Source organism: Chlorobiota bacterium (assembly GCA_016710285.1).
Taxonomy (GTDB): domain Bacteria; phylum Bacteroidota; class Ignavibacteria; order OLB7; family OLB7; genus OLB7.
Genome location: JADJXR010000001.1, coordinates 2,094,617 through 2,119,140, shown reverse-complemented (window position 1 = coordinate 2,119,140; position 24,524 = coordinate 2,094,617). Strand labels below are relative to the sequence as shown.

The 24,524-nt window shown below is 59.4% G+C and carries 16 protein-coding genes; 1 reads left to right on the top strand and 15 read right to left on the bottom strand.

From position 1 onward, the window contains the following. Positions 1-54 precede the first annotated feature (54 nt). The 14 genes from murB to dnaX form a co-directional block, all read right to left on the bottom strand. Positions 55-1,014 (bottom strand): UDP-N-acetylmuramate dehydrogenase, encoded by a 960-nt coding sequence (gene murB / locus IPM61_07630; GenBank protein MBK8911187.1) that lies wholly within the window; start codon positions 1,012-1,014, stop codon positions 55-57. 25 nt (positions 1,015-1,039) lie between these two features. Next, entirely contained in the window at positions 1,040-2,422 is a 1,383-nt protein-coding gene (locus IPM61_07625) for a UDP-N-acetylmuramate--L-alanine ligase (GenBank protein MBK8911186.1), read from the bottom strand. Between the two features lie 70 nt (positions 2,423-2,492). Further along, on the bottom strand, positions 2,493-2,984 hold the full coding sequence (locus IPM61_07620) for a hypothetical protein (GenBank protein MBK8911185.1): 492 nt from the start codon (positions 2,982-2,984) through the stop codon (positions 2,493-2,495). 76 nt (positions 2,985-3,060) lie between these two features. Beyond that, positions 3,061-4,143, bottom strand: coding sequence for an undecaprenyldiphospho-muramoylpentapeptide beta-N-acetylglucosaminyltransferase (gene murG / locus IPM61_07615; protein MBK8911184.1), 1,083 nt, complete (start codon positions 4,141-4,143; stop codon positions 3,061-3,063). After that, on the bottom strand, positions 4,140-5,312 hold the full coding sequence (locus IPM61_07610; protein MBK8911183.1) for a cell division protein FtsW: 1,173 nt from the start codon (positions 5,310-5,312) through the stop codon (positions 4,140-4,142). The genes murG and IPM61_07610 overlap by 4 nt, the downstream gene beginning before the upstream one ends. A gap of 61 nt (positions 5,313-5,373) precedes the next feature. Further along, entirely contained in the window at positions 5,374-6,738 is a 1,365-nt protein-coding gene (locus tag IPM61_07605) for a UDP-N-acetylmuramoyl-L-alanine--D-glutamate ligase (GenBank protein ID MBK8911182.1), read from the bottom strand. A 65-nt stretch (positions 6,739-6,803) separates the two neighbouring features. Continuing rightward, positions 6,804-7,928 carry a phospho-N-acetylmuramoyl-pentapeptide-transferase gene (locus IPM61_07600; GenBank protein MBK8911181.1) on the bottom strand — a complete coding sequence of 375 codons (1,125 nt, stop codon included), beginning with the start codon at positions 7,926-7,928 and terminating at the stop codon, positions 6,804-6,806. A gap of 94 nt (positions 7,929-8,022) precedes the next feature. Further along, positions 8,023-9,474, bottom strand: a complete 1,452-nt coding sequence (locus IPM61_07595) for a UDP-N-acetylmuramoyl-tripeptide--D-alanyl-D-alanine ligase (protein ID MBK8911180.1) — start codon at positions 9,472-9,474, stop codon at positions 8,023-8,025. Beyond that, positions 9,471-11,021 (bottom strand): UDP-N-acetylmuramoyl-L-alanyl-D-glutamate--2,6-diaminopimelate ligase, encoded by a 1,551-nt coding sequence (locus IPM61_07590; protein MBK8911179.1) that lies wholly within the window; start codon positions 11,019-11,021, stop codon positions 9,471-9,473. Before IPM61_07590 ends, IPM61_07595 begins: the two co-directional genes overlap by 4 nt. An 89-nt stretch (positions 11,022-11,110) precedes the next feature. After that, positions 11,111-13,246: a hypothetical protein gene (locus tag IPM61_07585; protein MBK8911178.1), complete on the bottom strand. Its 2,136-nt coding sequence runs from the start codon at positions 13,244-13,246 to the stop codon at positions 11,111-11,113. A 21-nt stretch (positions 13,247-13,267) separates the two neighbouring features. After that, complete coding sequence (locus IPM61_07580; protein MBK8911177.1) at positions 13,268-13,705, bottom strand: cell division protein FtsL; 438 nt, start codon at positions 13,703-13,705, stop codon at positions 13,268-13,270. A 56-nt stretch (positions 13,706-13,761) separates the two neighbouring features. Next, positions 13,762-14,754: a 16S rRNA (cytosine(1402)-N(4))-methyltransferase RsmH gene (rsmH, locus tag IPM61_07575; GenBank protein MBK8911176.1), complete on the bottom strand. Its 993-nt coding sequence runs from the start codon at positions 14,752-14,754 to the stop codon at positions 13,762-13,764. After that, positions 14,754-15,212: a division/cell wall cluster transcriptional repressor MraZ gene (gene mraZ / locus IPM61_07570; protein MBK8911175.1), complete on the bottom strand. Its 459-nt coding sequence runs from the start codon at positions 15,210-15,212 to the stop codon at positions 14,754-14,756. The genes rsmH and mraZ overlap by 1 nt, the downstream gene beginning before the upstream one ends. Before the next feature lie 353 nt (positions 15,213-15,565). After that, positions 15,566-17,746 carry a DNA polymerase III subunit gamma/tau gene (dnaX, locus tag IPM61_07565; protein ID MBK8911174.1) on the bottom strand — a complete coding sequence of 727 codons (2,181 nt, stop codon included), beginning with the start codon at positions 17,744-17,746 and terminating at the stop codon, positions 15,566-15,568. 22 nt (positions 17,747-17,768) lie between these two features. On the opposite strand from dnaX, the gene IPM61_07560 reads away from it, so the two are divergent. Beyond that, positions 17,769-21,293 (top strand): exodeoxyribonuclease V subunit gamma, encoded by a 3,525-nt coding sequence (locus tag IPM61_07560; GenBank protein MBK8911173.1) that lies wholly within the window; start codon positions 17,769-17,771, stop codon positions 21,291-21,293. Positions 21,294-21,451: 158 nt separating this feature from the next. Here the strand turns inward: IPM61_07560 and IPM61_07555 are convergent, their stop codons facing one another. Next, the gene (locus IPM61_07555; GenBank protein ID MBK8911172.1) at positions 21,452-24,406 is read right to left on the bottom strand and encodes a choice-of-anchor D domain-containing protein; all 2,955 of its coding nucleotides are present in this window, start codon (positions 24,404-24,406) and stop codon (positions 21,452-21,454) included. Positions 24,407-24,524: the final 118 nt, after the last annotated feature.

The window sequence follows — 24,524 nt, the reverse complement described above, 5'->3', positions numbered from 1 at the left end:
CCGCAGAGTACTCCGCCTGCAAAACTTCTCTCCTCTCTCTTCCCTCTTCTCTCTCTATCCCCCAATCCCCGTCCCCCAATCCCCGCCCCCCGATCCCCGCCCCCCAATCCCCGCTTCCCAATCCCCAATCAGCTTCACCTCCAACTCCAGTTCGATAGCAAATTTTTCAAAGACCGCTTGGCGGGCCACGTGGATCAGGGCCATCACATCGGCGGCGGTGGCTTGGCCGCGATTGATGATGAAATTGGCGTGCAGATCGCTGATCTGCGCCCCGCCGATGATTGTTCCTTTCAGCCCACACTCTTGGATCAACCGGGCCGCAAAATCCCCTTTGGGATTTTTGAAGATGCTTCCGGCGTTCCCCCACTGAACCGGCTGCGAGCTGTTCCGCTTCAGCAGCGTCTGCCGCCGGATGGTTTTCATGTTCTCCTTCTGTCCGCTGGGGAATTGGAAGCTGGCTTCCAAGATCACATCCCCTTGCAGCGTGCTGGTGCGGTAGGCGAAACCAGCATCGTCCTTGCTGATGGTCATCAGCTTGCTGCCCCGGATCAGCTCCACCGCAATCATGTGGTCGGAGATTTCGCCGCCGTAGGCCCCGGCGTTCATAATCACCGCGCCCCCCAGGGTTCCCGGGATTCCGGCCAGCATCTCGGTTCCGGCGTAGCCGTTGCTGATGCAGAAGTCAACGAACTTTGCCAGCTTGATCCCCGCGCCGGCCACCACCGTGCCGTCGTCGTCCTGGTTCCGCACGTAGCTGAACCCGACCTCCAGATTCACCACCGCCCCGCGCACGCCGTGGTCGGAAACAAGGATGTTGCTGCCGTTTCCCATCAGCACGTAGGGGAGTGATTGGCCGCGCAAGTAGGTTATCAAAGCCAGCGCATCCTCTTTGTCCAACGGCTCCAAGTAGATGTCCGCAGCGCCACCGATGCGGAAGGTGGTGTACCGCTCCATCGGTTCGTTCAGGGCGATACGGCCACGAAAACTTTTGCGGATATCATCAAGAGGGATCATCGGAGTGTCAAGCTGGTAAAAAGGGCTACTGGCTCTCTTTCAATTTTCCCAACAACTCCTCTGCCGTCTTCCAGATGTCGCCGGCACCCATCGTCACCACGATGTCGCCAGGTTGGAGAAGGCCCAGAACGTGAGCGGCAACGTTGCCGCGGTCCGGCACATACGCCACGTTGCGGTGGCCAAATCCGGCGGCAGTGTTGGCAATAAGCTCGCCGGTGATCCCCTGGATTGGGCGTTCGCGCGCCGGATAGACATCGGTGATAATGGCCAGTTCGGAGTTGAACAAGGCCTTGCCGAACTCCTCGTAAAAATCTCGCGTGCGGGTGTAGGTGTGTGGCTGGAAAATCGCCACGATCCTGCGGTTCCATCCCTGGCGGATTGCGCCCAGCGTTGCTTTCACCTCGGTGGGATGGTGGGCGTAGTCGTCCACCACCATCACCCCGCCCGCTTCCCCCTTCACCTCGAACCGCCGATAAACCCCGCCAAACCGTGCAAGCGCGTCGGCGATATGCTGGAACGGGACGCCAATCTCTAGGCCAACGGTAACGGCTGCCAGCGCGTTTTTCACGTTGTGCTCCCCGGGAACGCCAACCGTCAATTCCCCCAACCGGTTGCCGTTGTGGATAACGCCGAAGGTGCTGGTCCGCTCGTGGTAGCTGATGTCAACGGCGCGGACATCGCAGTGGGGGGTGGAGCCGTAGCTAACCACGCGCCGCTTCATCTGCGGAAGGATGTCCACCAGCGATGGCTCGTCAAGGCACAGCGCGGTGAAGCCGTAGAACGGGACCTTATTGGCAAACTCGATGAACGCCCGCTTGATGTCATCCAGGTCGGAGTAGATGTCAAGGTGCTCGCGTTCCAGGTTTGTGATTACCGCGATTGTTGGCGAAAGGGTCAGGAAGGAGCGGTCGAACTCATCGGCTTCCACCACGGTCCATTGGCCGTGGCCAAGCCGTGCGTTTGTTCCGCCAAGCCCGCTAAGTTTTCCGCCAACAATCACCGTGGGGTCAATCCCACCCTCCATCAGCACAAGGCCGATCATGGAGGTGGTGGTGGTTTTGCCGTGGGTTCCGGCAACCGCCACGCCATACTTCATGCGGGTGACTTCGGCCAGCATTTCGGCGCGGCGGATCAGGGGGATTTTGCGGCGGATCGCCTCGGCCGTTTCCGGGTTTTCATCGGGGCGGACGGCGCTGGAATAGACAACGACATCGGCACCCACCACGTTCTGGGCATCGTGGCCAATCATCACCCGCGCCCCTTGCGATTCCAGCCGTTCGGTGGCTTCGCTGCGGGCCAGGTCGCTTCCGGTGACGGTGAACCCTTGGTCAAGCAGAATCTCGGCAATCCCCGACATCCCAATGCCGCCGATGCCAACGAAATGAACGGTATGTATGCTGGTAAACACGTGGTTATGAAGTATCTGTTATCAAGAATGAAAGGCCACACGCTGGCGAAAAGATTGCGCCACCATCGTGTCAGTTGTCAAGCGTTCGCTTCCCCCTGCGTAGCGTCACGTTGTTTCGGGTTGCCCACTCCTTCAGGGCGCGGGCAAGCTCGGCTTTCCGCTCGAAGTTGGCCACACGCAACCGCAGCAGCCGGCGGCGTGTTCGCAGTTTGAACCGGGCGGTTGGATACGCCCGCCCGCCGCGCACTTTTGCTTCCTCGCGGCGGAACCCAATCCACTCGATATCCTCCGGCTTTACCACCCGCTCCTTGAACCGCGTGATGAAGACCAACGTGGTGTCGCGGACAATCACCCGCCGCCCCAGCAGGACCGATATCCCCAACCCAACCAGCGACGCTGCCGAGCAACCCCCCAGCAGGTACACAATGGGGTCCCGCAGGATTACCTCGAACCGCCCACCCTCCAGCGTACCACGCACCGCCACGTAGGCGATGAGCGTCAGCACGTAGGCGATGGTGGCCACGTAGTAAACGTCCAGTTTATGTCGGAACGATTCGGGCATTGTTCGCGCCAATTATTGGTTGATGGCACTTTGGCCACCGGGACCTTTCTTACTTGTTCTTTCTATCAATCCCTTGTCAGGGAAGCTGGGCAATCGCTTCTGCAATTCTTTGATCGGCATCGCGCACCCCCAGGGTGGCAACGGCGGCCCCCATTTGCCGCAGCCGCTGGTTGTTGGAAAGCAGCTCCGTCACCACTGGGTAGAGTTGCTGGGCGATCTGGTTATCGGGAACCATCACGCCCCCCCCTGCGGCCTGCATCGCTTCGGCATTTTGCCGCTGGTGCACGGTCTCGACGGGGAGCGGGACAAGCACCGAAGGTTTCCCAACAACGGCCAACTCGGTTACGGTCATCGCCCCGGCGCGGGCCACCACAAGATCAGCAGCGGCGTAGGCAAGCTCCATCTGGTTGATGAAGGTGGCGCGGTGCAAGCCCGGCTCCTTCCGTTCGCCGCCGGCATAGCTTGTGCCGGTTTGCCAGATAAGCTGCACGCCATCGGCACGGAGTTTATCGGCAACCGCATCCAGCGCGTTGTTGATGGAGCGCGCCCCCAGGGACCCGCCAAACGCCAGAACCGTTGGGCGGTCCGGTGCCAACCCAAAATGCTGCCGTGCGGCGGCGGCATCGGGCAGGGTTAGCAGCTGGCTGCGCACCGGGTTTCCGCTTTGCAAGATTGGGCAGCGCGCCCCCAGCTTGCGGAAATGGTCGGCAGCCGAAGGGAAGGCAACGTGAATCTGCGAAGCCTTTTCCGCCAGCTTGCTTAGGGCCAAACCCGGGCGGGCATCGCTGGCCATCAGCACCAGCGGAACGCGGCGCAACCGTGCGGCAATCCCCATTGGCCAGCTGACGTACGCACCAGCGCAGACCACCGCATCGGGACGGAAACGCCCGATAAGCCGCAACGCCTGCGCAACCGACACCGCAACTTTCAGCGGGAAGAGCAAGGTTTTCAAAGAAACGGTCCGCGTAAGCCCGCTAATCCAAAGGAAGTTCAGCGGATAGCCTTCGCTTGGGACAATCTTCTCCTCAATCTTTCCCCGCGTCCCCACAAACTCAATGGCCGCCTGGGGCTGAAGTTGCCGGAATCGCCCGGCCACCGCCAGCGCGGGGAACAAATGGCCGCCGGTTCCCCCGGCAACAAACAGCAGGCGTTTGCTCATGCTTTGACCCCGGTTAGTGCTGGGCTTGGCATTTCACGCGGCATCACGTTGGCTTGCTGCGAGATGTTGAGCAGCACCCCCACCGCCACCGCGCTGAACAGCACCGAGCTTCCGCCGTAGCTGATGAACGGCATCGGCAAACCGGTTGTTGGCAGCAGCCCCGTGGTGACGCAAGCGTTGATAACGGCGTAGGTCCCCAGTATCAGCGTCACGCCGGCGGCAACGTTGCGGCCCACGTCGTCGGGGGCTTGGCGCGCAATCAGGAATCCGCGCCAGACGATGATGCCAAACACCAGCAGAATTGCGATTGTGCCAACCAGCCCGTACTCCTCGCCGATAATCGAGTAGATAAAATCGCCGAACGGTTCGGGGAGGAAGAATCGTTGCCGGCTGTGCCCGGGTCCAAGCCCAAAAATCTCGCCGGACCCGAAGGCGATCAGGCCTTGCATCAGCTGGTAGTTATCGCCGCTGGCAAGCTCGGCCCCGCCGCCGCCATCGCTATGCAGCCCGATGAACGCCATAATCCGGCGCATCCGATACTCGGCACTGACGGCGTAGGCCGCGCCGGCGGCAAGCCCCGCAACCGCAACGCCCAACAGATATTTCAAACTGACCCGCCCGATGAACAGCGTCCCCATTGCCACGGTGAAGATCACCAGCGTGGTGGAAAGGTTCGGCTGCGCGGCCACCAACCCGCACACAATCGCGGTCCAGAAAAGCATCGGGAGGAAGCTGAACTTCAGGTCGTTCAGGTAATCCCGCTTGTCGGCAAGCATCACCCCCAGGTGCATCACCAGCGCGAACTTTGCAAACTCCGACGGCTGGAAGGAGACAAGCCCGACGTCAATCCAACGGGTTGCCCCTTTCATTCGGGTCCCTTCAAACAGCACAAACAGCAGCATCCCAATGGCCAGCACCAGCATCGGTTTGGACCACCGTTCCAGCCAGTGGTAATCCACCCGCGAGAAGAAAAGCATCACCCCAATCCCGGCCAGCACACGCACCGCATGGCTCCAGAAAAACGTCTCGGATGATCCCGTCTTTGCGTCGGCAAATCCCGCCGAAGCTGAATAGACAAAGGCAATGGAAAAGAACATCAGCCCCAACACACCCAGCAGCAAGTACCAGTCGTTATGGCCGCGAGCAGTTATTGATGGGGTTGTCGGCATTCGATTGCGAAAAGAAAGTCGTTAGTCTCGATTTCTGGACCCGAGGTGAGCAAAGCCGATTTCAGTTCACCGCTTCCCCGGCGGGAACCAACTGGTTCACCAGCGTTTTGAAAACCTCACCCCGATGCTCGAAGTTGTTGAACATGTCGAAGCTGGCGCAGGCCGGCGAAAGCAGAACCACATCGCCCGGGATAGCCAAGCTGCGAGCCTGCTCCACCGCCAACTCCATGCTGTGCCCGGCGCGAACGGTTGGGACGTGGCCGGCAAATGCGGACTCCATCGTGGCGGCTTCGTCGCCAATCAGCACCACGGCTTTCACATGTTTGCGAAGCAGCGGAAGGATTGGGGCGTAGTCGTTCTGCTTCCCCTTTCCGCCGGCAATCAGCACGATTGGTTCGGCAAAACTTTGCAGCGCGTACCAAACGGAATCCACGTTGGTGGCTTTGCTGTCGTTGACGTAGCGGACCCCGTCAAGCTGGCGCACCGGCTCAAGCCTGTGGGGAACGCCCGGGAAGTTTTTCAGCCCGTCGCGGATTGCATCCAACCCCACGCCGATTGACTGCGCCGCAAGCGCAGCGGCCATGGCGTTGTACAGGTTATGAGGTCCACGGATTTGGATATCGTCGGTGTGCATAAGTTCTTGTTCTCCGTTGGCGCGAAGTATCATCTTCCCGTCGCGAACAAACGCGCCGTCGGGAAGCGCCTGCGTTAGGCTGAAGCCGATTGCCCGCGCAATGCTGTTGGCCGGAAGCGACGACAGGTTGTGGTCGTCGGCGTTGTAGATCAGCGTATCGGCTGGGGTCTGGTTCATCGTGATGCGGAATTTGGCCCGCACGTAAGCCTCGAAATTTGGGTAGCGATCCAGATGGTCGGGGGTGACGTTCAGGATCATCGCCACCCGAGGGCGGAACGTCTGGATATGCTCAAGCTGGAAGGAGCTAAGCTCCAACACCACCACGCTTTGTTCATCGGCCATCAGGGCGATTTCGCTGAACGGCAATCCAACATTCCCGGCCACGAAGGTGTTCCGCCCTGAGCCGCGAAGGATAAATCCGGCAAGCTCGGTGGTTGTTGTTTTGCCGTTTGTTCCGGTGATTGCGATAATCGGCGCGCGGCAGCGGCTTGCGGCAATTTCAATCTCGTTGGTGATCCGCATCCCCCGCTCCGCCGCTTGGCGAACGATTGGGATGGTGTCGGGAACGCCAGGGGAAAGGACCAACACATCGGCCAACAGCACTTTTTCGGTATGCCCGCCGAACTCGTAGGCGGCCCCCATTGCTTCCAGCCGGGGAATGGCCGTTGGGTTGGCCTGGGCCGGCTTGGAATCGCTAACGAACACACGCGCCCCTTCGCGGCAAAGCAACGCCGCCACCGCCAGCCCCGACCGGGCCGCGCCAAGGATTGAGTATGTGGTTTCGGTAGGCATGATTGATTGCGTTGTTGTTCCCTTGCTCTATTCGGATGCTCTATCAGATTTTCAGCGTTGTTGCTCTATCGGATTTTCAATGTTGTCAGGCCCAAGATTGCCAGCAGAATCGCCACGATGTAGAAGCGGGTGACGATCTTCGCTTCCGGCCACCCTTTTTCCTCAAAGTGATGGTGGAGCGGCGCGCGCCGGAAGATTCTTCGCCCCTGCCCGTAGCGGCGTTTGGTGTACTTGAAGTATCCAACCTGCACCACCACCGAAAGGGATTCGGCAAAGAAGATGCCACCCAGGACGGGGATCATGTACTCCTTTTTCACAAGGATCATCACTGCGCCGATTGCCCCCCCCAATGCCAGCGACCCGGTATCCCCCATGAACACCTGCGCAGGGTACGCATTGAACCAAAGGAACCCCAACCCCGCCCCCAACAATGCTGCGCAGAAAATCGCCAGCTCGTCAACGCCGCGCAGATGGGGGATGTTCAAGTAATTGGCGGCAACCGCATTCCCGCTTAAGTAGGTAATCAACGCCACCGCCAGCGCCACAATGCTTACGGTCCCGATTGCCAATCCGTCCAATCCATCGGTTAAGTTGACGGCGTTGCTGGTGGCCGTCAGCACGAAGATCACCGCTGGGATATAGAGGATTCCAAAGTTGAAGAGCGTATCCTTCACGAACGGAGCCGTGCTGTAGGTGTTGATGTTGGAGTAATTGCCGGGGAACCATTCCGGGAAGAAATAGATGGTCCCGCCAAGCACCAATCCAATCACCACTTGCCCAATGATCTTGTATCGCCCAATCAATCCTTTGGGAAGTTTCTTCACCACTTTCAGGTAATCGTCCAGGAAGCCAACGCCCCCCAGAAACAGCGTCACCACCACCGCAAGAATCACAAACGCGCTTTTGACATCGCACCACAGCAGCGCGGGAACAATCAGCGAAAGCAGGACGATCAGGCCTCCCATGGTGGGCGTTCCGGCTTTGGCCATGTGGCTTTTGGGAGCTTCCTTCTTCCCTTGCTCGGCGATCTGCAGCCGCTTCAGGCGGCGGATAATTTTTGGCCCAAAGACAAACGCAATCAGCAACGCGGTCAGCGCCGCAGCGGCGGCCCGGAACGTCACGAACCGGAACAGGCCGAACCCCGGCGGGGAGAATAATTCGTTGATATACTGGGCCAGATAGTACAGCACGTCGGAAGTCGGTTATCAGGAGTTAGTTGTTCGGAAGCGGTCCGGCACATGGCCGCCGCGCATTTCCTCCACTCTCGGCTTGCTCTCCATTTTTCTATCTATCCATTATCGCCGCCACCACTTCTTCCATCTTCATCCCACGCGAGCCTTTCACCAGGACCACATCGTTCGGGTTCAGCAGCGATTGCAGTGCCGCTATCAGCCCCTTTTTTTCGGCGAAGTGTTGCGATTGCGTTGCCCCATGCGCGGCAACAACGGCGCGGTGTGCCTGCTGCATCTCGGTTCCAAAAAACAGCGCGTGGGCAACTTTCATTTTGGGGATTGCTTCCCCGATGTTCTGATGCTCGGTTGCGGAGCTTGCGCCCAGTTCGCGCATGTCGCCAAGCACCGCGATTCTTCTTCCGCCGCGCCCTGGCCGCAGTGCCCGCAGCGTGTGCAACGCGGCCAGCATCGAGTCGGGATTGGCGTTGTACGTGTCGTTCAGAATGGTTGCCCCGCTGGCCGATTGCGCGATTGCAAGCCGTGCGTAGCCGCCCTTATACTTCGGTGGCTGGAACGATTCCAGCGCGCGTTTCAGGCTTGCGGGGGGAACCTTCAGCGCCCGCCCCACCGCCGCCGCCGCAAGGGCGTTGGTTGCTGTGTGGACGCCCGGGGTCTGCAGGGCTATCGGCCACTCTTTTTCGCCAAACCGAATCGCCAACGATGGCGTGCCCAGTTCGTTCAGCGGTCCCGAAATTCCGCGCAGGTCGGCCGGCTTCCGCAGGCTGTAGCTTACTGATGTTGGCAAGCCTTTTGCCAGCCGGGCAACGTTGCGGTCGTCAAGGTTGACGAAGGCTGTTCCGCCGTTTGCGGCAAGCCAGCGGAAGAGCGATCCTTCCTCCTGGGCAACCCCTTCGATTGTTCCCAGCAGCTCCAGATGTTCGCGCCCGATGTTGGTGATAATCCCGTGCGTTGGCCTCAGGATTCGGCAGAGCGATTCGATCTCCCCCGGCATATTTGTTCCGATCTCGATCACTGCTGCGGTGTGCTGCGGGTTCATCCGAAGCATCATTGCCGGCACGCCAACAAGGTTGTTCAGATTCCCCTCGGTCCGGAGCACGTTGTAGCGTGCCGAAAGAACGTCGGCGATCATCTCCTTTGTGGTTGTCTTGCCGTTGGACCCGGCAACGGCAATCACCGGAATCTGGAATTGCAAGCGGTGCGCCCGCGCAAGCCAGCCGTAGGCCGCAAGCGTATCGGCAACGGAAATGACCGGCAGCGGAGCGGGGTCTCTCTCTCTCTCATCATTCCAAGCATTCGCAACAATGGCGATTGCGGCCCCGCGCTCCGCTGCGGTCCGGATAAAGCTGTGGCCGTCGAAGTTCTCCCCGGCCAGCGCAACAAAGGCATCTCCTTTTTTCAAAGAGCGTGTGTCGGTGGAAACCCCGCGGACGCTACGGCGAAGCGCGGCGGTTGGACCAACAAACTGTGGCTGGGCTGCGGCTTCGGCTGCAGCTTCGGCGCACAGGATATTCAGCAGATTGCGAACCGTACCGAACAGACTCATGAAGCCAGCTCCTGGGGTTGCTGAAGCTGCGCCGCCGATTGCGCCGCTGCCCAATTGCGAACAACCTCACCATCATCGAAATACGTTTTTTGCGTGCCGATGATCTGGTAATCTTCATGCCCTTTCCCGGCAACCAGCAGAACGTCGCCCGCGTGTGCGCCGCTTAGTGCCGTGCGGATGGCCGTGGCGCGGTCGCTAATCCGGACCACTGCCGCAGCGGCTGGCGCGTCGGGCGCGATTCCGGCAGCGATCTGGTCCAGAATCGCTTCTGGGTCTTCGCTGCGGGGGTTGTCGCTGGTAAGTATCACACGGTCGGCAAGGCGTGCGGCCAGCTGGCCCATGATTGGCCGCTTCGTGCGGTCGCGGTCCCCGCCGCAGCCGAACACCACCGTCAGCGTTCCTGTGCCGCTAATCTGGCGCAGCGTTGATAGGGCTTTGGCAAGGGCATCGGGGGTGTGGGCGTAATCCACCACGGCAACGGCTCCGTTCGGAAGGGGGATGGTTTCCATTCTTCCAGGAACCGGGCGAAGCTGGCGAACGGTCTGGACCAACAAGGCTTTCTCCATTCCTTCGGTCAGCGCGGTTGCAACTGCTGCGGTTGCGTTCCAGATGTTGAAAGCACCAACCAATGGCGAGCGAAGCCGCAGCGTATCGCCCCCAAGCTGTTCCGATAATTTCAGCGTCCAGGCGGTGTGGTCCGCCCCAAGCTCCGTTTCCGCGATGTGCGCGTCCGCTTCTTCTTTTGCGCCGTAGGCAACGACATTGGCGTAGCTGTCACGAACCATTGTGGTTCCGTGTAGGTCGTCGAGATTGACCACTGCGGATCGGTCGGCATCCAGGTGATCGAAGAGGCGTTTTTTGGCATCATGATATTCAGCCATTGATCCGTGAAAATCCAGATGATCCTGTGTCAGATTGGTGAAGATTGCCGCGTGGAACCGAACCCCACCAACCCGATGCAACGCCAACGCGTGCGAGGAAACTTCCATCACCACGGCGGTGCAGTTGGCATCGGCCATTTCCGCAAGCAAGGCCACCAGCTCGGGGGATTCCGGGGTTGTGTATCCGGTTGGGGTGAAGGTTCCGTGCAGATATTTCCCCAATGTTCCAATCATTCCAACCCGCTCGCCAGCAGCTTCCAGAAGTTGCAGCAGCAGCCACGCCGTTGTGGTTTTGCCGTTGGTTCCGGTGATGCCAAACACCTTCATCCGGTGCGCGGGGTAGTTGTGGAGCCGGTTGGCCATTTCCCCCATTGCGGCGCGGGCATCATCAACCACCACAAGGGTGATGGATTCGTTGCTGCGGACTTCGATCGGCAAGGCATCGGGAGCATCGGTGACGATGATCTTTGCCCCGGCAGCAATCGCTTCGGGAACGTAGCGAAGGCCCTGGTCGTCGCGCCCGTTGATTGCCACGTACATATCCCCGGCGGCCACCGTGCGGCTGTCGTGCCGGATTCCCGTAACCGGAAGCGTTCGGTCCCCCCGCAGCTCGCGAAGCCCTTCAACAGGAGCCAGTATGGTTTGCAGGTCAATCACGTTGGGCAAAGGAACTCAGGTATCGGAACAATCGGTTGTTGGGAATTGGTTGCCGCACTTTTGGTGCTTCTGCTGCGGCTGCTTTGTTATCCACTTCATCATCTCCGCCCTTCTATCCGGACCTCCATATTTGCTCGGATCGGCGTTCCCGGGGGCGGATACTGCGTTTGCACGATTCCGCTTCCGGCAACTTTTGGCTTGGCGCGGCAGGCGTTCAGGATGTTGAGCGCGCGGCGCAACGGAAGCCCTTGAAGATTGGGCAATGCCCCGGTTGATTGCGGCGACTCCGTTTCCAGCATGATGATTCCGCGATGCTCAACCAACGCGCCGGGCATTGGGGATTGCGTCATCACCAAGTTTCCCGCCCCACGCCGCACCACCCGGAATCCAAGTTTGCGGGCAATCTCCGCTGCGGCATCGGCCTGAATGCCGCGCAGCTCGGGGGCGTGAAGCGTTGCCGAGCCAACGTACCGCGTTGCAATCGTGTCGCTTGCGGCCATTTGGAATTGCGGTTCGGCCGGTGTGGATCCAACGCCCATAATCCGCCGCGCTATCTCCCGAAAAATTGGCGCGGCAACCTGCCCGCCGTAGTAGCCATTGGTTGGAGAATCCAACAGCACCAGCAACGCAACTTGCGGGTCGTCGGCGGGGAAGAACCCAACGAACGAGGCGTTGTATTTCTCCTTGGAGTAGGTTCCGTTGGCAAGCTGTTGGGCCGTTCCGGTTTTGCCGGCGATTCGCAGGCCGTCAACCCGTGCTTCCTTTCCGGTGCCGAACTGCACCACCCCTTCCATCAAGGCGCGAACGCTGTCGGCGGTTTCGCGGCTTACCACCTGGCGAATCTCCTGCGGCATCACTTCCTCGATAACCTCCTGCTCCTTGTTGATGCGCCGTTTCAGCACGTGCGGCTTCATCATCACGCCGCCGTTGGCGATTGTGGCGCAGGCGGAAACCAGTTGCAGCGGCGTTACGGCAAGCTGGTAGCCGAATGCCATGAACTCCTGCGTCCCCTCGCTGAACTCATCCGGCTTTTTCACTTCGCCGCGGGCTTCGCCGGGAAGATCAATCCCGCTGATGATGCCGAACCCGAAGTCGCGCACGTATTTGTAGAAGCGTGGCGCGGGAAGCCGCGAAGCAACTTTGGCGAAGACGATGTTGCTAGATTCCTCGAACGCAGTTCGGAAGCTGGCCATCCCCATCGGATGGTCATCGCGGATGGTGTGATTGCCAAGCTGATATTCCCCCCCTTCGGCATTGATGCTGTCCGGCAGTGCCACCGCGCCTTCCTCAATGGCCGCAGCAGCGGTCACGATTTTCATGGTGGAGCCTGGCTCGTAGGTGTCGGTGATTGCGCGAACGCGAATCATGGATTGCTCGGCTGCCGAAGGGTCGTTCGGGTCGAAGCTGGGCCAGCTTGCGATTGCAAGAATTTCCCCGGTTCGCGGGTCCATTGCAATGGCCGTTCCCGAAGCCGCGCCGGCGCGTTCCACCCCTTTCCGCAACTCATCCTCGACAATGCCTTGCACGTTGATATCCAAGGTCAGCATCAGCCCTTCGCCATGCTCCGGTTTGGCAAGGGGAAGGTCGGCATCGGGGCGGCGGCGGCCGCGTGCGTCGCGCTGCATCACCATGAAGCCATCGGCACCGCGAAGCTGTTGGTTGTAGAAAAGCTCCACACCGCTCAGCCCGTTGTTATCCACGTCGGTGCAACCGATTGCTTGCGCCCCCAGCGTGGCATACTCAAAGTGGCGCAGCGGTTCTTTGATGATTATCAGCCCGTTGTCGTCCAGGTCCTTCAAGGTCGCCAGTGCCTCACCCGTCACCTTCCGCTGAAGCCACACAAACGCGGTGTTGCGGCGTGTGATCTTCCCCAGCCATTCCTGCTGGGTTCCGCCCATTGCCCGTTGGAATGCCGCAGCCAGCTTGCGCGGATTTTCGACGTGGGTTGGGTCCACAGCAAAGGAGTAGCTGGTGCTGTTGGTGGCCAGCAGGTTTCCGTTTCTGTCAAAGAGCGTCCCACGTTCGGCTTGCAGCGCCACACGGGACTCATATTGCCGGCGCGCCATTTCGGCGTAGTCGTTGCCATCAACGGCTTGCAGTTGGACCAAGCGAACCGCAGCAATCGCCAAACCGATCAGAAGGAATCCGGCAACCACATAGATCCGACGCGGGTCGCGATGCGGAGCGCGGCGGGGGGGGGCTTGCTCGGTATTTCCGGCTGGTGCAGCAGGCATGGGAAGAATCGCGCCAAAGGATTATTGGTTGGCAGAAATTCCCGTTGCCTGCGCGTTGGCAGGCGGGACCACTGCGGAAGGTTCCTGCAGCAGCACCGGAGGCACGGTTGGCTGCGCCATTCCAAGCCTTGCGCGTGCCAGCTGGGAAACGCGCTCAACGGCCATCAGTTTTAGCAGTTCGGCGCGGAGCTTTTCGTTCTCGTTTCGCGTTGCGTCCCGCTCCCGTTCCAGCGATGTGATGTCGGCCACCAAGTTGTTGATGGCGATGCTGTTGGCCACATACAGCACAATCAGGCCCGAGGCCACCAGCAGTGCGCCGGCAGCAAACCAGCGGCGGACGAACAAGGCGCGTTTGGTGGGCATGGCCGCCGCATCGGCAACCGCCGCCGCCGGCGATGCTTTGCGCCGCCGCCGGATCAGCCGGTTGGTAATCGTGATAATGCCTGATGATGCGGCCATGATGTTGGCTGTTCGCGCTGCGTTATTGATTGGTTTTGTTGATTCGTAGAACTCGCTTATTCGACTGCTGCGGATCTTCCTTCCCTGCGGTCCACCACCCGTTCGGCAACCCGAAGTTTTGCGCTGCGTGCGCGTGGGTTCTGCTCAATCTCGGTTTGGTCCGGCACCATTGGCTTGCGCGTCAGCACCGTTAGGCGTTGCTTCTTGGTGCAGCGGCAGACCGGCAGTTCCGGAGGGCAGATGCAATCCCGTTCTTCGTGGCGGAAGGCATCTTTCACGATGCGGTCCTCCAGCGAATGGTAGGTCAGCACCGCAAACCTTCCCCCTTCATTCAGCAGCCCTGTGTACTGGTCCAGCGCGAACCGAAGCTCGCCAAGCTCATCGTTCACCGCGATGCGCAGGGCTTGAAATACCCGCGACAGTGTTTTGATAATGAACCGTTCCGGTATCACCGATGCAACCACGTTGCGCAGATCGGTTGTTGTTTGGATTGCCGCGCCACGACGCTGGCGGGCGATTGCTTGGGCGATTGTCCAAGCGGCAGGTTCTTCGCCAAATTGGCGCAGCAGCGAAGCAATAGCTTCGGCAGAATCTTGGTTGACAATCTCGCGTGCCGAGCGCCGATTTTCGCTGGGCCGGAATCGCATATCCAGCGGCATCGTCTGGCGGTAGCTTAGGCCGATTTGATCGCTGTCGAGCTGGCGGCTGGATACGCCCAAATCGAGCAGCACACCATCTACTTTTTCTTCATCATTGCTCAGCATCGCGCAGGCTTCGCTGAAGTATGCTTGCCGAACAATCAGGCGTTCGGGCGGAACATCGGCGAACCGTTTGGCGGCGTTGGCAATCGCCCCTGGGTCGGCATCGAACGCAAGAACGCGGCCACCCGATTGCAGGGCCTGAAGGATGCCAGCGGTGTGCCCCCCTCCGCCCAGCGTGCCGTCCACAAACGCGCCGTGTGGATTGCGAACCAGCATCTGAATCGTCTGCCGGAACATCACCGGAATGTGGTACGGTTCGCTGGCTGGTAACGTGGCGGATTGCTCCATCACGCCCCCCGCAATCCCATCACCGATTGCGCGACGCTGGCGTAGGATTCGGTGCGCCCACGCAGGTAGTTGTCAAAGGTCTCCGGCTTCCAGATTTCAACGTGGTCAATCGCGCCCACGATCAGCGCGGTTTTATCAATGCCGGTGAAATCAATCAAGCCTTTCGGGATGGAGATTCGGGCTTGGTTATCCAGCGTAACCTCATCGGCCCAAAGCAGAAGGGTCCGAACAAAGAAGCGGTCCCGTTCTTGAAATTGATTGAGAGCTTTCAGGCTTTCCTCGAACTTTCTCCATTCATCTAACGGGTAGGCGTAGATGCACGGTTCGTCGTCGGGGCCGCGGGTGACAACGAAGGTGTCGTTCGCCTCCGGCGCAAGATTCTTCCGCATCTTGGCCGGGAGACTAACGCGCCCCTTTGCGTCCACCGAGTAGAGTTCGCTGCCCTTGAAAAACGACATTGCTTGTTCAAACCTGTTCTGATGCTCCAACTTTCCCCACTTTTCCCCACCGAACGCACGCAAGTTAGGTTTTGCCCGTACGCACCTGCCAAGCGATAGCAAGCAAAAACCGCGAAATCAAACTAAAATCGCCAGATGGCTGTTTTTTAGCTGATTTCGCGGTTTTCTTCTTTCCGCAACCAGAATGAATGTGCGTTATGTGCCGTTTACCGTAAAAAAAAAGCCGCACTGAAAAAAATATCAGTTGCAGCTTTTTTAGTGTTTCACGGGCAGAAAGTGGGGAAATGGGGGGAAGAACTGGCGATTCGTGGGGAACCTGTTTCTGGCGATTGCGCCACCTGACGGCATCACTTTTACAAAGGGGTGGCGTGTAGCAATTCCGTGAGCGCGGTAAGGAAAGGGTGGCGATGCGCCACCGCTCCTGCGCCGTTATTGAAGCCATTGTTCGGCAGCGGCTGCGGTGCCATGCCAACAATACTCTCGATGCGCAACGCGGCCCCCTGGAAGAACTCCCTCAGTTTTTGATTGAGCATCTCGCGCGAGCGGTTCAGCATCGTTGCTTGGGTTTCCTCGGCAACGCAAATGCGGAGCGTCGAGCCGACGATCTCGAACGGCTGAGCCGACATCAAGGTGGTGGCCAACAGCTTCTTTTCGCTGCACGCGGTTTGCGCAAATTCTTGCCAGCGATGTTGCACTTCGGCAAAGGGAGGGATGTACTGTGGGATAGCCCGCGCCCCCGCTGCGATAGCTGATAACGGTTCGGCAACCACGCTGCCCGATGCCATTACTATCCCTCCACCGCCGCCCATCAGCGAAGCCCCTAACGTTCCCTCTTGCTGGGGAAGTGTGGGCAGTTCTGGGTCGCTGGTGTAGATCGGCTGGGTCCGCACCGAAGCAGGCGCAGCGGTGGGGAACGCCGCAAGGTTTCGCGAAGCCACAAGCGACGGTGCTGCCGGAACCGCCGCCAAATCCACGCGATTGTTTACGGTTGCTGGTTGCTGCTTCTCGGCTACGTCAATGCTTGCGGAATTGGCACTGCTTCCGTGGTTGTTGTTGTTGCCAGCCGATGCCGTGGAGTATGCCTTGCTTGGCTCGGCAGTGGTGGCAATGCCCGCTTTTATGGATGCCGTAAAACCGCTGTTTCCGCCGCTGGTATTTCCGCTGTTTGGGTTGTCTGGCATTTGGTCAATCTTCTGCAGCAACTGGGCCAGATTAACCGTGGAGTCCATCACCGCAAGCTGAATAAGAGCAAGCTCCAGCCGCAGCCGTGGTTGGGGCGCGGTGCGGATTGCTTGCTGCGCCGCCAGCACCAAATGCAACGCCCGAATGATATCCCCCTGTTCCAGATTTCGAGCCTCGGCAGCGTAGCGGTCAATGTGCATTTTTGCGGCCTCGATCAGCCGTGTCGAGCCAGCCGTTATCACTGTCAGGTAGTTGCGAAGATGCTCGGCAAGGCTTATCAAAAATTCCTGCGGGTCGTATCCAACGCGCATCAGATGCTCAACAATCGCGAACGCCTCGGCAGTCTCCTGCGTGCGCATCATGTCGGTGACGCGGAACAGGAAATCTTGGTCAATAAGGTTCAGCGCGTCGTTGGCCTGGTGGTAGGTGATGGTGGTTCCGCAAAATGCCGTCACCTGGTCGAAAATTGATTGGGCATCACGCATTGATCCATCCGCTTTGCGCGCCACCACCACCAACGCGTCGTCGTCCACCTCCATCTTCTCTTGCTCGGCAATGTACCGAAGCCGCCCCACGATGTCGGGGATCTGCATCCTCCGGAAATCGAACCGCTGGCAGCGCGAAAGAATGGTTGCTGGGACCTTGTGCGGCTCGGTGGTGGCAAACACAAAAATCAGATGCTTCGGCGGTTCCTCCAGCGTCTTCAGCAGCGCGTTGAACGCACTGGTGGAGAGCATGTGGACTTCGTCAATGATGTAGAGCTTGTAGCGGCCGGAGACCGGTGGATACTTGGCGTTGTCGCGCAGTTTGCGGATGTCATCAACGGAGTTGTTGCTTGCGCCGTCAATTTCCACCACATCCATCGAGCGCCCGCTGGTGATTTGTTGGCACGACTCGCAGGCGTTGCACGGTTCGGCATCCTCCCCAGGGTTCAAGCAGTTCAGCGACTTGGCAAGGATGCGTGCAGTTGTGGTTTTGCCAACGCCACGCGGCCCGCAGAACAGATAGGCATGGTGCATCCGGCTGTTCCGAATGGCATTGCGAAGCGTCTGCGTCACGTGCTCCTGGCCCACCACGGAATCGAACTCGGCGGGCCGCCACTTGCGGGCGGTAACTTGATATTCTTGCTGCTGGCTCATGGCTGCTTGGGGATCGTTTTTTTGCTTGGCCGAAGTTACGAAGATTGCACCGCCAGCCAAGCCATAGCAGTAACGGCAACCGAACAAGAAAAGGCCGATAAGCCTGCTGGATTGGGTATATTCGCAGCCGTTGGTGGCTTGCGGGATCAAGCGGTGCAACGCCACGCAATGCCAGCCCAACATCGCCCGCAACTCACTGTCTGCTCCGTTCATTTGACCGCTCGATTCCCAAACCATGCCGCAACTTCTCTACAACTCAACCAACCCCATCTTTAGCTCCGTTGATTTCCGCGAAACAGTGCTGAATGCCGCCAACTCGATGGATCTTCCCTCCTTCCTGTTTGTGGTCCCAACGTTTCGCTACGGGCGGGAGCTGGAGCGGGAGCTAACGGCCAAGCATTTCCAGCGGACACAGCGGCCAATCGGGCGGCTGCCAATCCACACCGTGCGGAGCTACGTCACCCAGTTCCACGACCGCTTGGCAACCGCACGCCGCGACGTCAGCCCCGAAATCCAGATTGCCCTGATGGACCGCGCCATGAACAGCGTGGACCTAAGCTACTACGGACGCGGCGGCAAGCCGACGCTTGGCGTGGTGGAGCGGATCACCCGCGTTATCAACGGCATCCGCGCCGATGGAATCCTCCCTTCCGATTTCCAGCGTGACCTTGAATACACCCGCGAAAATTTCGACAAAGCCGAAAGCGAGGGCTACGACCAAGCCAAACTGAGCGACTTGTACCAGATCTACAGCCGATACTTGGAGCTTCTTCGCAACCGCTGGACCGATTACCCGGGCAAACTCTTCTTCCTGAACAGCGAGCTGTTCCGCGACCGCGCCGCCACCTTCCGCCGCGCCTATCCGCGAGTTCGCACGCTGCTGTTTTATGGATTCAATGAATTCACCTTCCCAGAGATCGGCCATATCCAACAGCTTGGATTGGTCCAGGACCTGAACGTGATGGTCTATTTTGATTACGAGGAAGCCAACGGCCCGCTGTACGGGAACTTCGAGCAAGTGCTGAACCACTTGACCGCCGCAGGGTTCCAGAAATTGGACCTTGACGCAATGCAGATCAACATCCCCGAGGAAGAACGCCGCCCGTTCCAGCACCACATGCGCCGCAACTTGTTCCGCACCGACGAGCGCATCCCCAACCGCCAGTTCGACCCGTTCATCCGTGCGGTCGGTTTCTTCACGCGTGAGGAGGAGGCCCAGGGGATTGCCTCGATGGTGAAATCGTTCGTGGTGGATGAACGGATACGGCCGGAACGAATCTGCATCACCACGCTGCGGCTGGACCGCTATGCCGATCTGCTCCGCGAGCAGCTTGCGGCGCACGGAATCCCCGCAACCATCACCGCCAGCTACCCCCTGCAAAGCAACGCGCTGGTGACGGCCCTTTTCTCGGCATTGAACATCCTTGCCAGCGGGTTCACCCGGCGCGACGTTGTTCGGGCCGTTAGCTCGCCCTATCTCAGTTTTGGAAACGATGTTGACCCGATTGCCCTGACCGATGCCGCCGGGAAGCTCCGCATCACCCGTGGCCGCCGCCGATGGATGCTGCGGATTGGCCGCCGGTTGGAGTATCTGGAAATCCGGCTTGGTCACACGCCGGACCCGGAAGACCGCCGGATGATCGAATCCGAAATCAGAACATTGACCCGCGCACGGAGCAGTTTTGTGGCGGTGGAACGGATGCTGGAGGAGTTCGACCGGAAGATGACCCCCGCCGAGTTCCGTGGCACGTTCTTGCAGCTGATCGCCAAGCTGAACGTGACCGAGCATCTGCTGCGACTGCGGCAACTGCTCGATTCCCACAGCCGCGCCAGCCAGGATTGGCAGCGAATCCATGATGAAATCGAACGCGACACACGCGCACTTGCCAAATTCCTGACCCTGTTGGATGAGTTGGTGGAGTTTCTGGAGCTGGAGGAAGCCGGCGCAAGCCCAACGCCCCAGCCAAGCGATGCCGCCGTGGCTGATTTCACCAATCCTGAAACCAACGCGCCGGAACCAGCCGCGCCAACCAGCGGCGCGCCAAAACACGATCTTGATTTCTATCTGGACCAACTCCGGACCGCCGCCGCAATGGCGTTCTACCAGATTCGGGAGAAGCATGATTACGGCGTGCTGGTTGCGCCGATTGAGCAGATGCAAAGCCTGCCGTTCGATGTGGTGATCCTGTGCGGATTGGTTGATGGCGAGTTCCCCAGCACCTACCTTCCCGAAGCCTTCTTGGGGAAACCGCTCCCTGGCGCGGAGGACCGCCATCTTCGGCGCGAGCGCGTGGCGTTCTACCAGGCCATCACCAGCTTCCGCGACCGGTTGGTGCTGACGTGGCCACGGTTTGCGGGGAATCAATCACTTGTCCGCTCCCCTTTCCTTGAAGCTCTGCTTCGCATCACCACGTTGGAAGAATCGGGAAGGGTCCTGCTGCTGGAGGAACTGCGGGTTCTGCGAAGCCGTGCGCGGCGGGGCGAATCGCTGCCGGAGGGGTTGGAGTTTTTGGGGGAGATTCAAACGTGGGAAGAATTGGCCGAGGAAGCCGGGGCGGTTATCTGGAACAACCAGCAGGTCCCGCGCATCACCGGCGATGCCGAGCAGATGCTGGAGAACTTGCAGCACACCGCCGCCATCGAGCGGGAACGGGCGCGCGCCGTTGCCGAAGCTGACCCCGGCATCGTGCCGGAATACCGAGGGGTGATCGGCGCGGAGTTGACGCCGGAGGAACAGGCCGCCATTGCCGAACGCCGCAACGCCGAATACTCAACCTCGCAGCTGGAGCTGTACGCACGCTGTCCGTTCAAATACTTTGCGGCGCGGGTGGTGCGCGCAACCACCGCCCCCAATTACGATGCCACCCTTACTCCGCTGGAACGTGGCCAGCTTCTCCACTCGGTCCTGTTCAAACTCTACACCGAGCTGAAGGAGCAAGGGATGCTTCCCATCACCCCCCAGCGGCAGGCGTTCGCGATTGAGCGGGCGCGGGAGATTGCTGCCGAGGAGATCAAGGGAATCGTCTTTGAGCATCCGTACTGGAGCCTGGACCAGGAGCGGTTGTTGGGAGGGGAGATGTTTGATGGATTGCTGAAAGAGTGGGTGGCGGTTGACACCATCGCTTCACCGGAAGAGCCGCGGCTGATGCCCTCCTTCTTCGAGGTCGCCTTTGGCCAGAACAACGACCGCAGCGGCGGGTTCGACCACCAGCTTTCGGTGGATCATGGGATCGAGGTCCAAGGGGTCAACGTCCGCGGGCGCATTGACCGGGTGGAGATTCAGCAGACCGACGACGAGATCATCTTTGCCGTTGCCGACTACAAAACCGGAACCCCACCAACACAACGGCAGGTGAACGAAGGAACCAGCCTTCAGCTGATGATCTACTTGGAGGTTGTGCGCCAGATGCTGGCCGAGAAGTTCGGGCTGCCGATCGAGAAGGTCCATCCTGCCGGGGCATTATACTACCGCCTGAAAACACGGGAGATGGAGATTGAACCGAAGTATCTGTTCGTCCCGCAAGAACTTTACCAACTGGTGATGGGAAGCACGGGAAAGAAAAGGAAAACGGGGATTGAAACCATGGAGGAGCTTCAGAAGACCATTGACAACGTGTTCACCAAAGCCCGAGAGTACGTGGAAGGAATTGCCGCAGGTGAGTATCACGTCACCACGCGGAAGGTGAGCGAGGTTTGCCGGCACTGCGACTACCGAACAACTTGCCGCGTGGGGGAGTTGCGAATCGCCGGAGAAGACTGATCCCCGCCGACGCTCTTTCTCTCACTCTTTCACTCTCCGCTGCCGAACAACTGCGGGCACCGCAAACAACGCCACGGAAGCGAAAACAGAATGGGGCAACCTCCACATACCGGAGGTTGCCCCATTGTTCATCTCAGTTCTGTTGGCCTGCTGGCCGATTACTTCGCCACCGTCAGCGTCCGAACTAACGTTTGGCCGCCGCTGACAAGCCGGTAGTGATACGTCCCGCTTGCCAAGCCACCAACGCTGAACACCGTTCCATGTTCCCCTGATTCACGCTCCCCTTCATCCAGCACCAGCACCTGCCGGCCACGCTCGTCGAACAGCACCAACTGCACCAATCCCTTCTCCGCAATGCTGTAGCGGACCTCCACCAACTCACGTCCCGGGTTCGGGCGGCTTTGCCAGAGTTTCACCCCAGCTGCCTCGCTGATTTCTTCGCTGTTCGCCAGGCCAGTCCCAGGCGTTTCCGCCCCGCCGATCTTTGTGGCTGTTCCCCCCAACTGAACTGTCACCGCGCCGTTCGTCGCGTTGCTGTTTACCGTCAGCACCGCGCTGCTTGCCCCCTTGTTCAGCGGACGATACGTCACCTCCATGTACTCCGTCTGCCCGGGTGCCAAGTTCGTCCGTGGCACGCGACCCAGCGTGTAGTCCGTTGAAGTCGGACCGGTGATGGTCGTCGTCCCCAGCTTCAAGGCCGTTGTTCCGGTGTTCGTAATCATCACCGTTTGCCGTGCCACCTTCCCAACAGCCACCGTCACGTTGTCGAACAGCGATGATGGAGTTGCCGCCACCGTCCGCGTTGCCGCTTCGCCAGTAATGGCCACCATCATCGTGTCACCCGATGAGGTAATCAGCAGAAGCGTTGCGTTCCGTGGTCCCGGCTGGCTTCCGGCGGCCGGAGTGTGGATTACCGAAAGGTCCACCGTCTGCCCCGGGTCAATCGCGAACGGCAGTGCTGGCCACGGCTTCAGCGGGTTCATCGCAAACTCGGCTGCGTCGGGGCCGCTAATCTCCACTTTCTCAATCACCACCAGTTCGTCGGTGTTGTTCTCGGCCATTGCGCTGCTGCTTGGGCTTTCGCTGGATGGACCATCCACCACCGCCGGGCTGATTGCGATGTCCCGCGTTTCAATCCCGATGCTTCCAACGCCCACCAAATCCCAGTAGTAGGCCCCCCGCTCGATGTTGTTGTTGACCAGTGCCGAGTCGTTGGTTTGCAGCTGGATGCTGACCCGGCGCGATCCCGTGCGCGACGGCGTAAAGCTGAACGTGATGCTGGCGCAGCTATCTGGCGGAAGAACCCAGGTCTCGTTGTTCGGGTTGGCATCCACCGCAACGTTGCCGAAGGCATCCAAAATCTTGAACTCCTGCACATCCCCATTGATGATGCGGAACTGCTTCTTGCCAATCCGAAGGTCGCACGCGCCGGTGTTGCAGATGCTGACGGTCTGCGTGGAGGTCTTCCCAATTCTTGTTTGCGGGAAGGTGACCGTCTTCGGCAAGGTGTTGCTGTTGGCATCGCTGGCAAACGCGCCAAGCCCGCGCCCGAACACATCCACCACAAGCAAGCCGTCAACCGTGTTGCCATCGGGGTCAACGCCGGTGAAGTTTGCGCCGTTGGTGTAAATGAACATCCGCGCAAACCGCTTGCCAGGAAGCTGCGGAACGAAGTTCACGTAGGTGCGGCCAGTGGTCAGATACGGAATCTCGATTGGGAACTGGGTGGCGTTCTCAGGCGTTGCTGGCGCGGTTCCTGGATCCACCGAGAAGGAATAGTCGTTGATTTGGATAAGGTTCCCGTTGCCATCGCGCAGCAGTGGGTAGCGCGGGACACCCTGGGCATAGACGCTATCGGTCTGGAAGGTGTGGATACTGGTGATCTTGAATGACCCATCGCCGATATTTTTGATATCCACAGGATAGCTTTGGACGGCTTCGCCAACGCAGATGTAATCCTTCTGGAAGATCTGGCTGGTGGGGCCAATCCGCTCGCTGCCGATGTAGAATTCGCCACCGGCAGCCACCGAGTAGGCGTTCAGGATAAAGAAGCGCGTTTCGCCTTCGGCATTCACGGTGATGGAGCCACGTTGATACCCCACCCCCGTTGGTAGGAAGCGGATGTTCGGGCTAAAGGTTGCCCCCTGCGGAGCCGAGAAGGTGAAGCTGTTCACAGGGTTCCCGTTCGGGTCCATGATCTTGTATTGACCCAGCCCTGTGGAGTCAACAATGCTGACGGTGACGGGTGCGTCCGGCGCGGTTATGTTGGCCGCCACGGCGATGTCAATCGGCTTGAAGAACCCGGGGATCAGCCGTTCCACGCGGCTGTTATTCAGCAGTGTATCCTTGTTCGTCACCAGGTTTGGCGTGCCACCTTGCGCGGTGTTTCCGGTCCAAGTTAGGCGGGTCGTGCCTTCGCCAACAAGGTTGAAGGTGCGTGTCACCGTTCCATCGGAGAATGTTAGCACTGCAGGGCGCACCCCTGTATTTGTGGGGCGGAAATTGATTGTTGGAGTTATTGTCTGGCCAATGCTTAACGTCCCTGAGTTTGGGGTTACGCTGTACTCTGCCGCACTGGAGCCACTAACCGTGATGGTGTACTTAGCAGGCAAGCAACCGCTGTACGGCTTCATGGTAAATGGCGTGAACGGCGTTGCCAAGTACCGTTGGACTTTCTTGCCAGATAGAAGGTTATCCCCATTGACCATTCCGGTTGTACCACCTTGAGCGGTATTTCCCACAAGCGATATTCCAGCGGGGGTGAATTTGTACAATACCCCCTTGTCAATCTTGGTTGCGCCAAGGCTAATATTGTTATTGGCCTTCGATGCACTGGCGGTTGCCGTGCTTCCGTTGGGGGTGACGCTGATATAGGTTTTGCCATCGGCAATACCAATCGTCCCGCTGGTGGTAATGGATCCTCCGCTCCACCCTACCGTGTTTCCCGGATCCATGTTGTCGTAGTAGAACTCTATCAGATTGCATTGCTCATACAAGCGGATCTGGAACGTGATTTTTGTTACGACCCCGTCCCCTCCGCCAGATAAGGCCATGTCTTTGTACTCAACAATAAAAATGCGATCGGGAGCCGTTCCTTCTGTGCTGTAACGCACCTGCGAGCCGGAACGAGAACCTAACCGCATCTGATCCCAAAACCCAGCAAGAACTGGAACGGATTCTTGAGCAAGGTCATTGCTGGTTCCCTCGGACATTGAGCTTGCCCCCAACCCT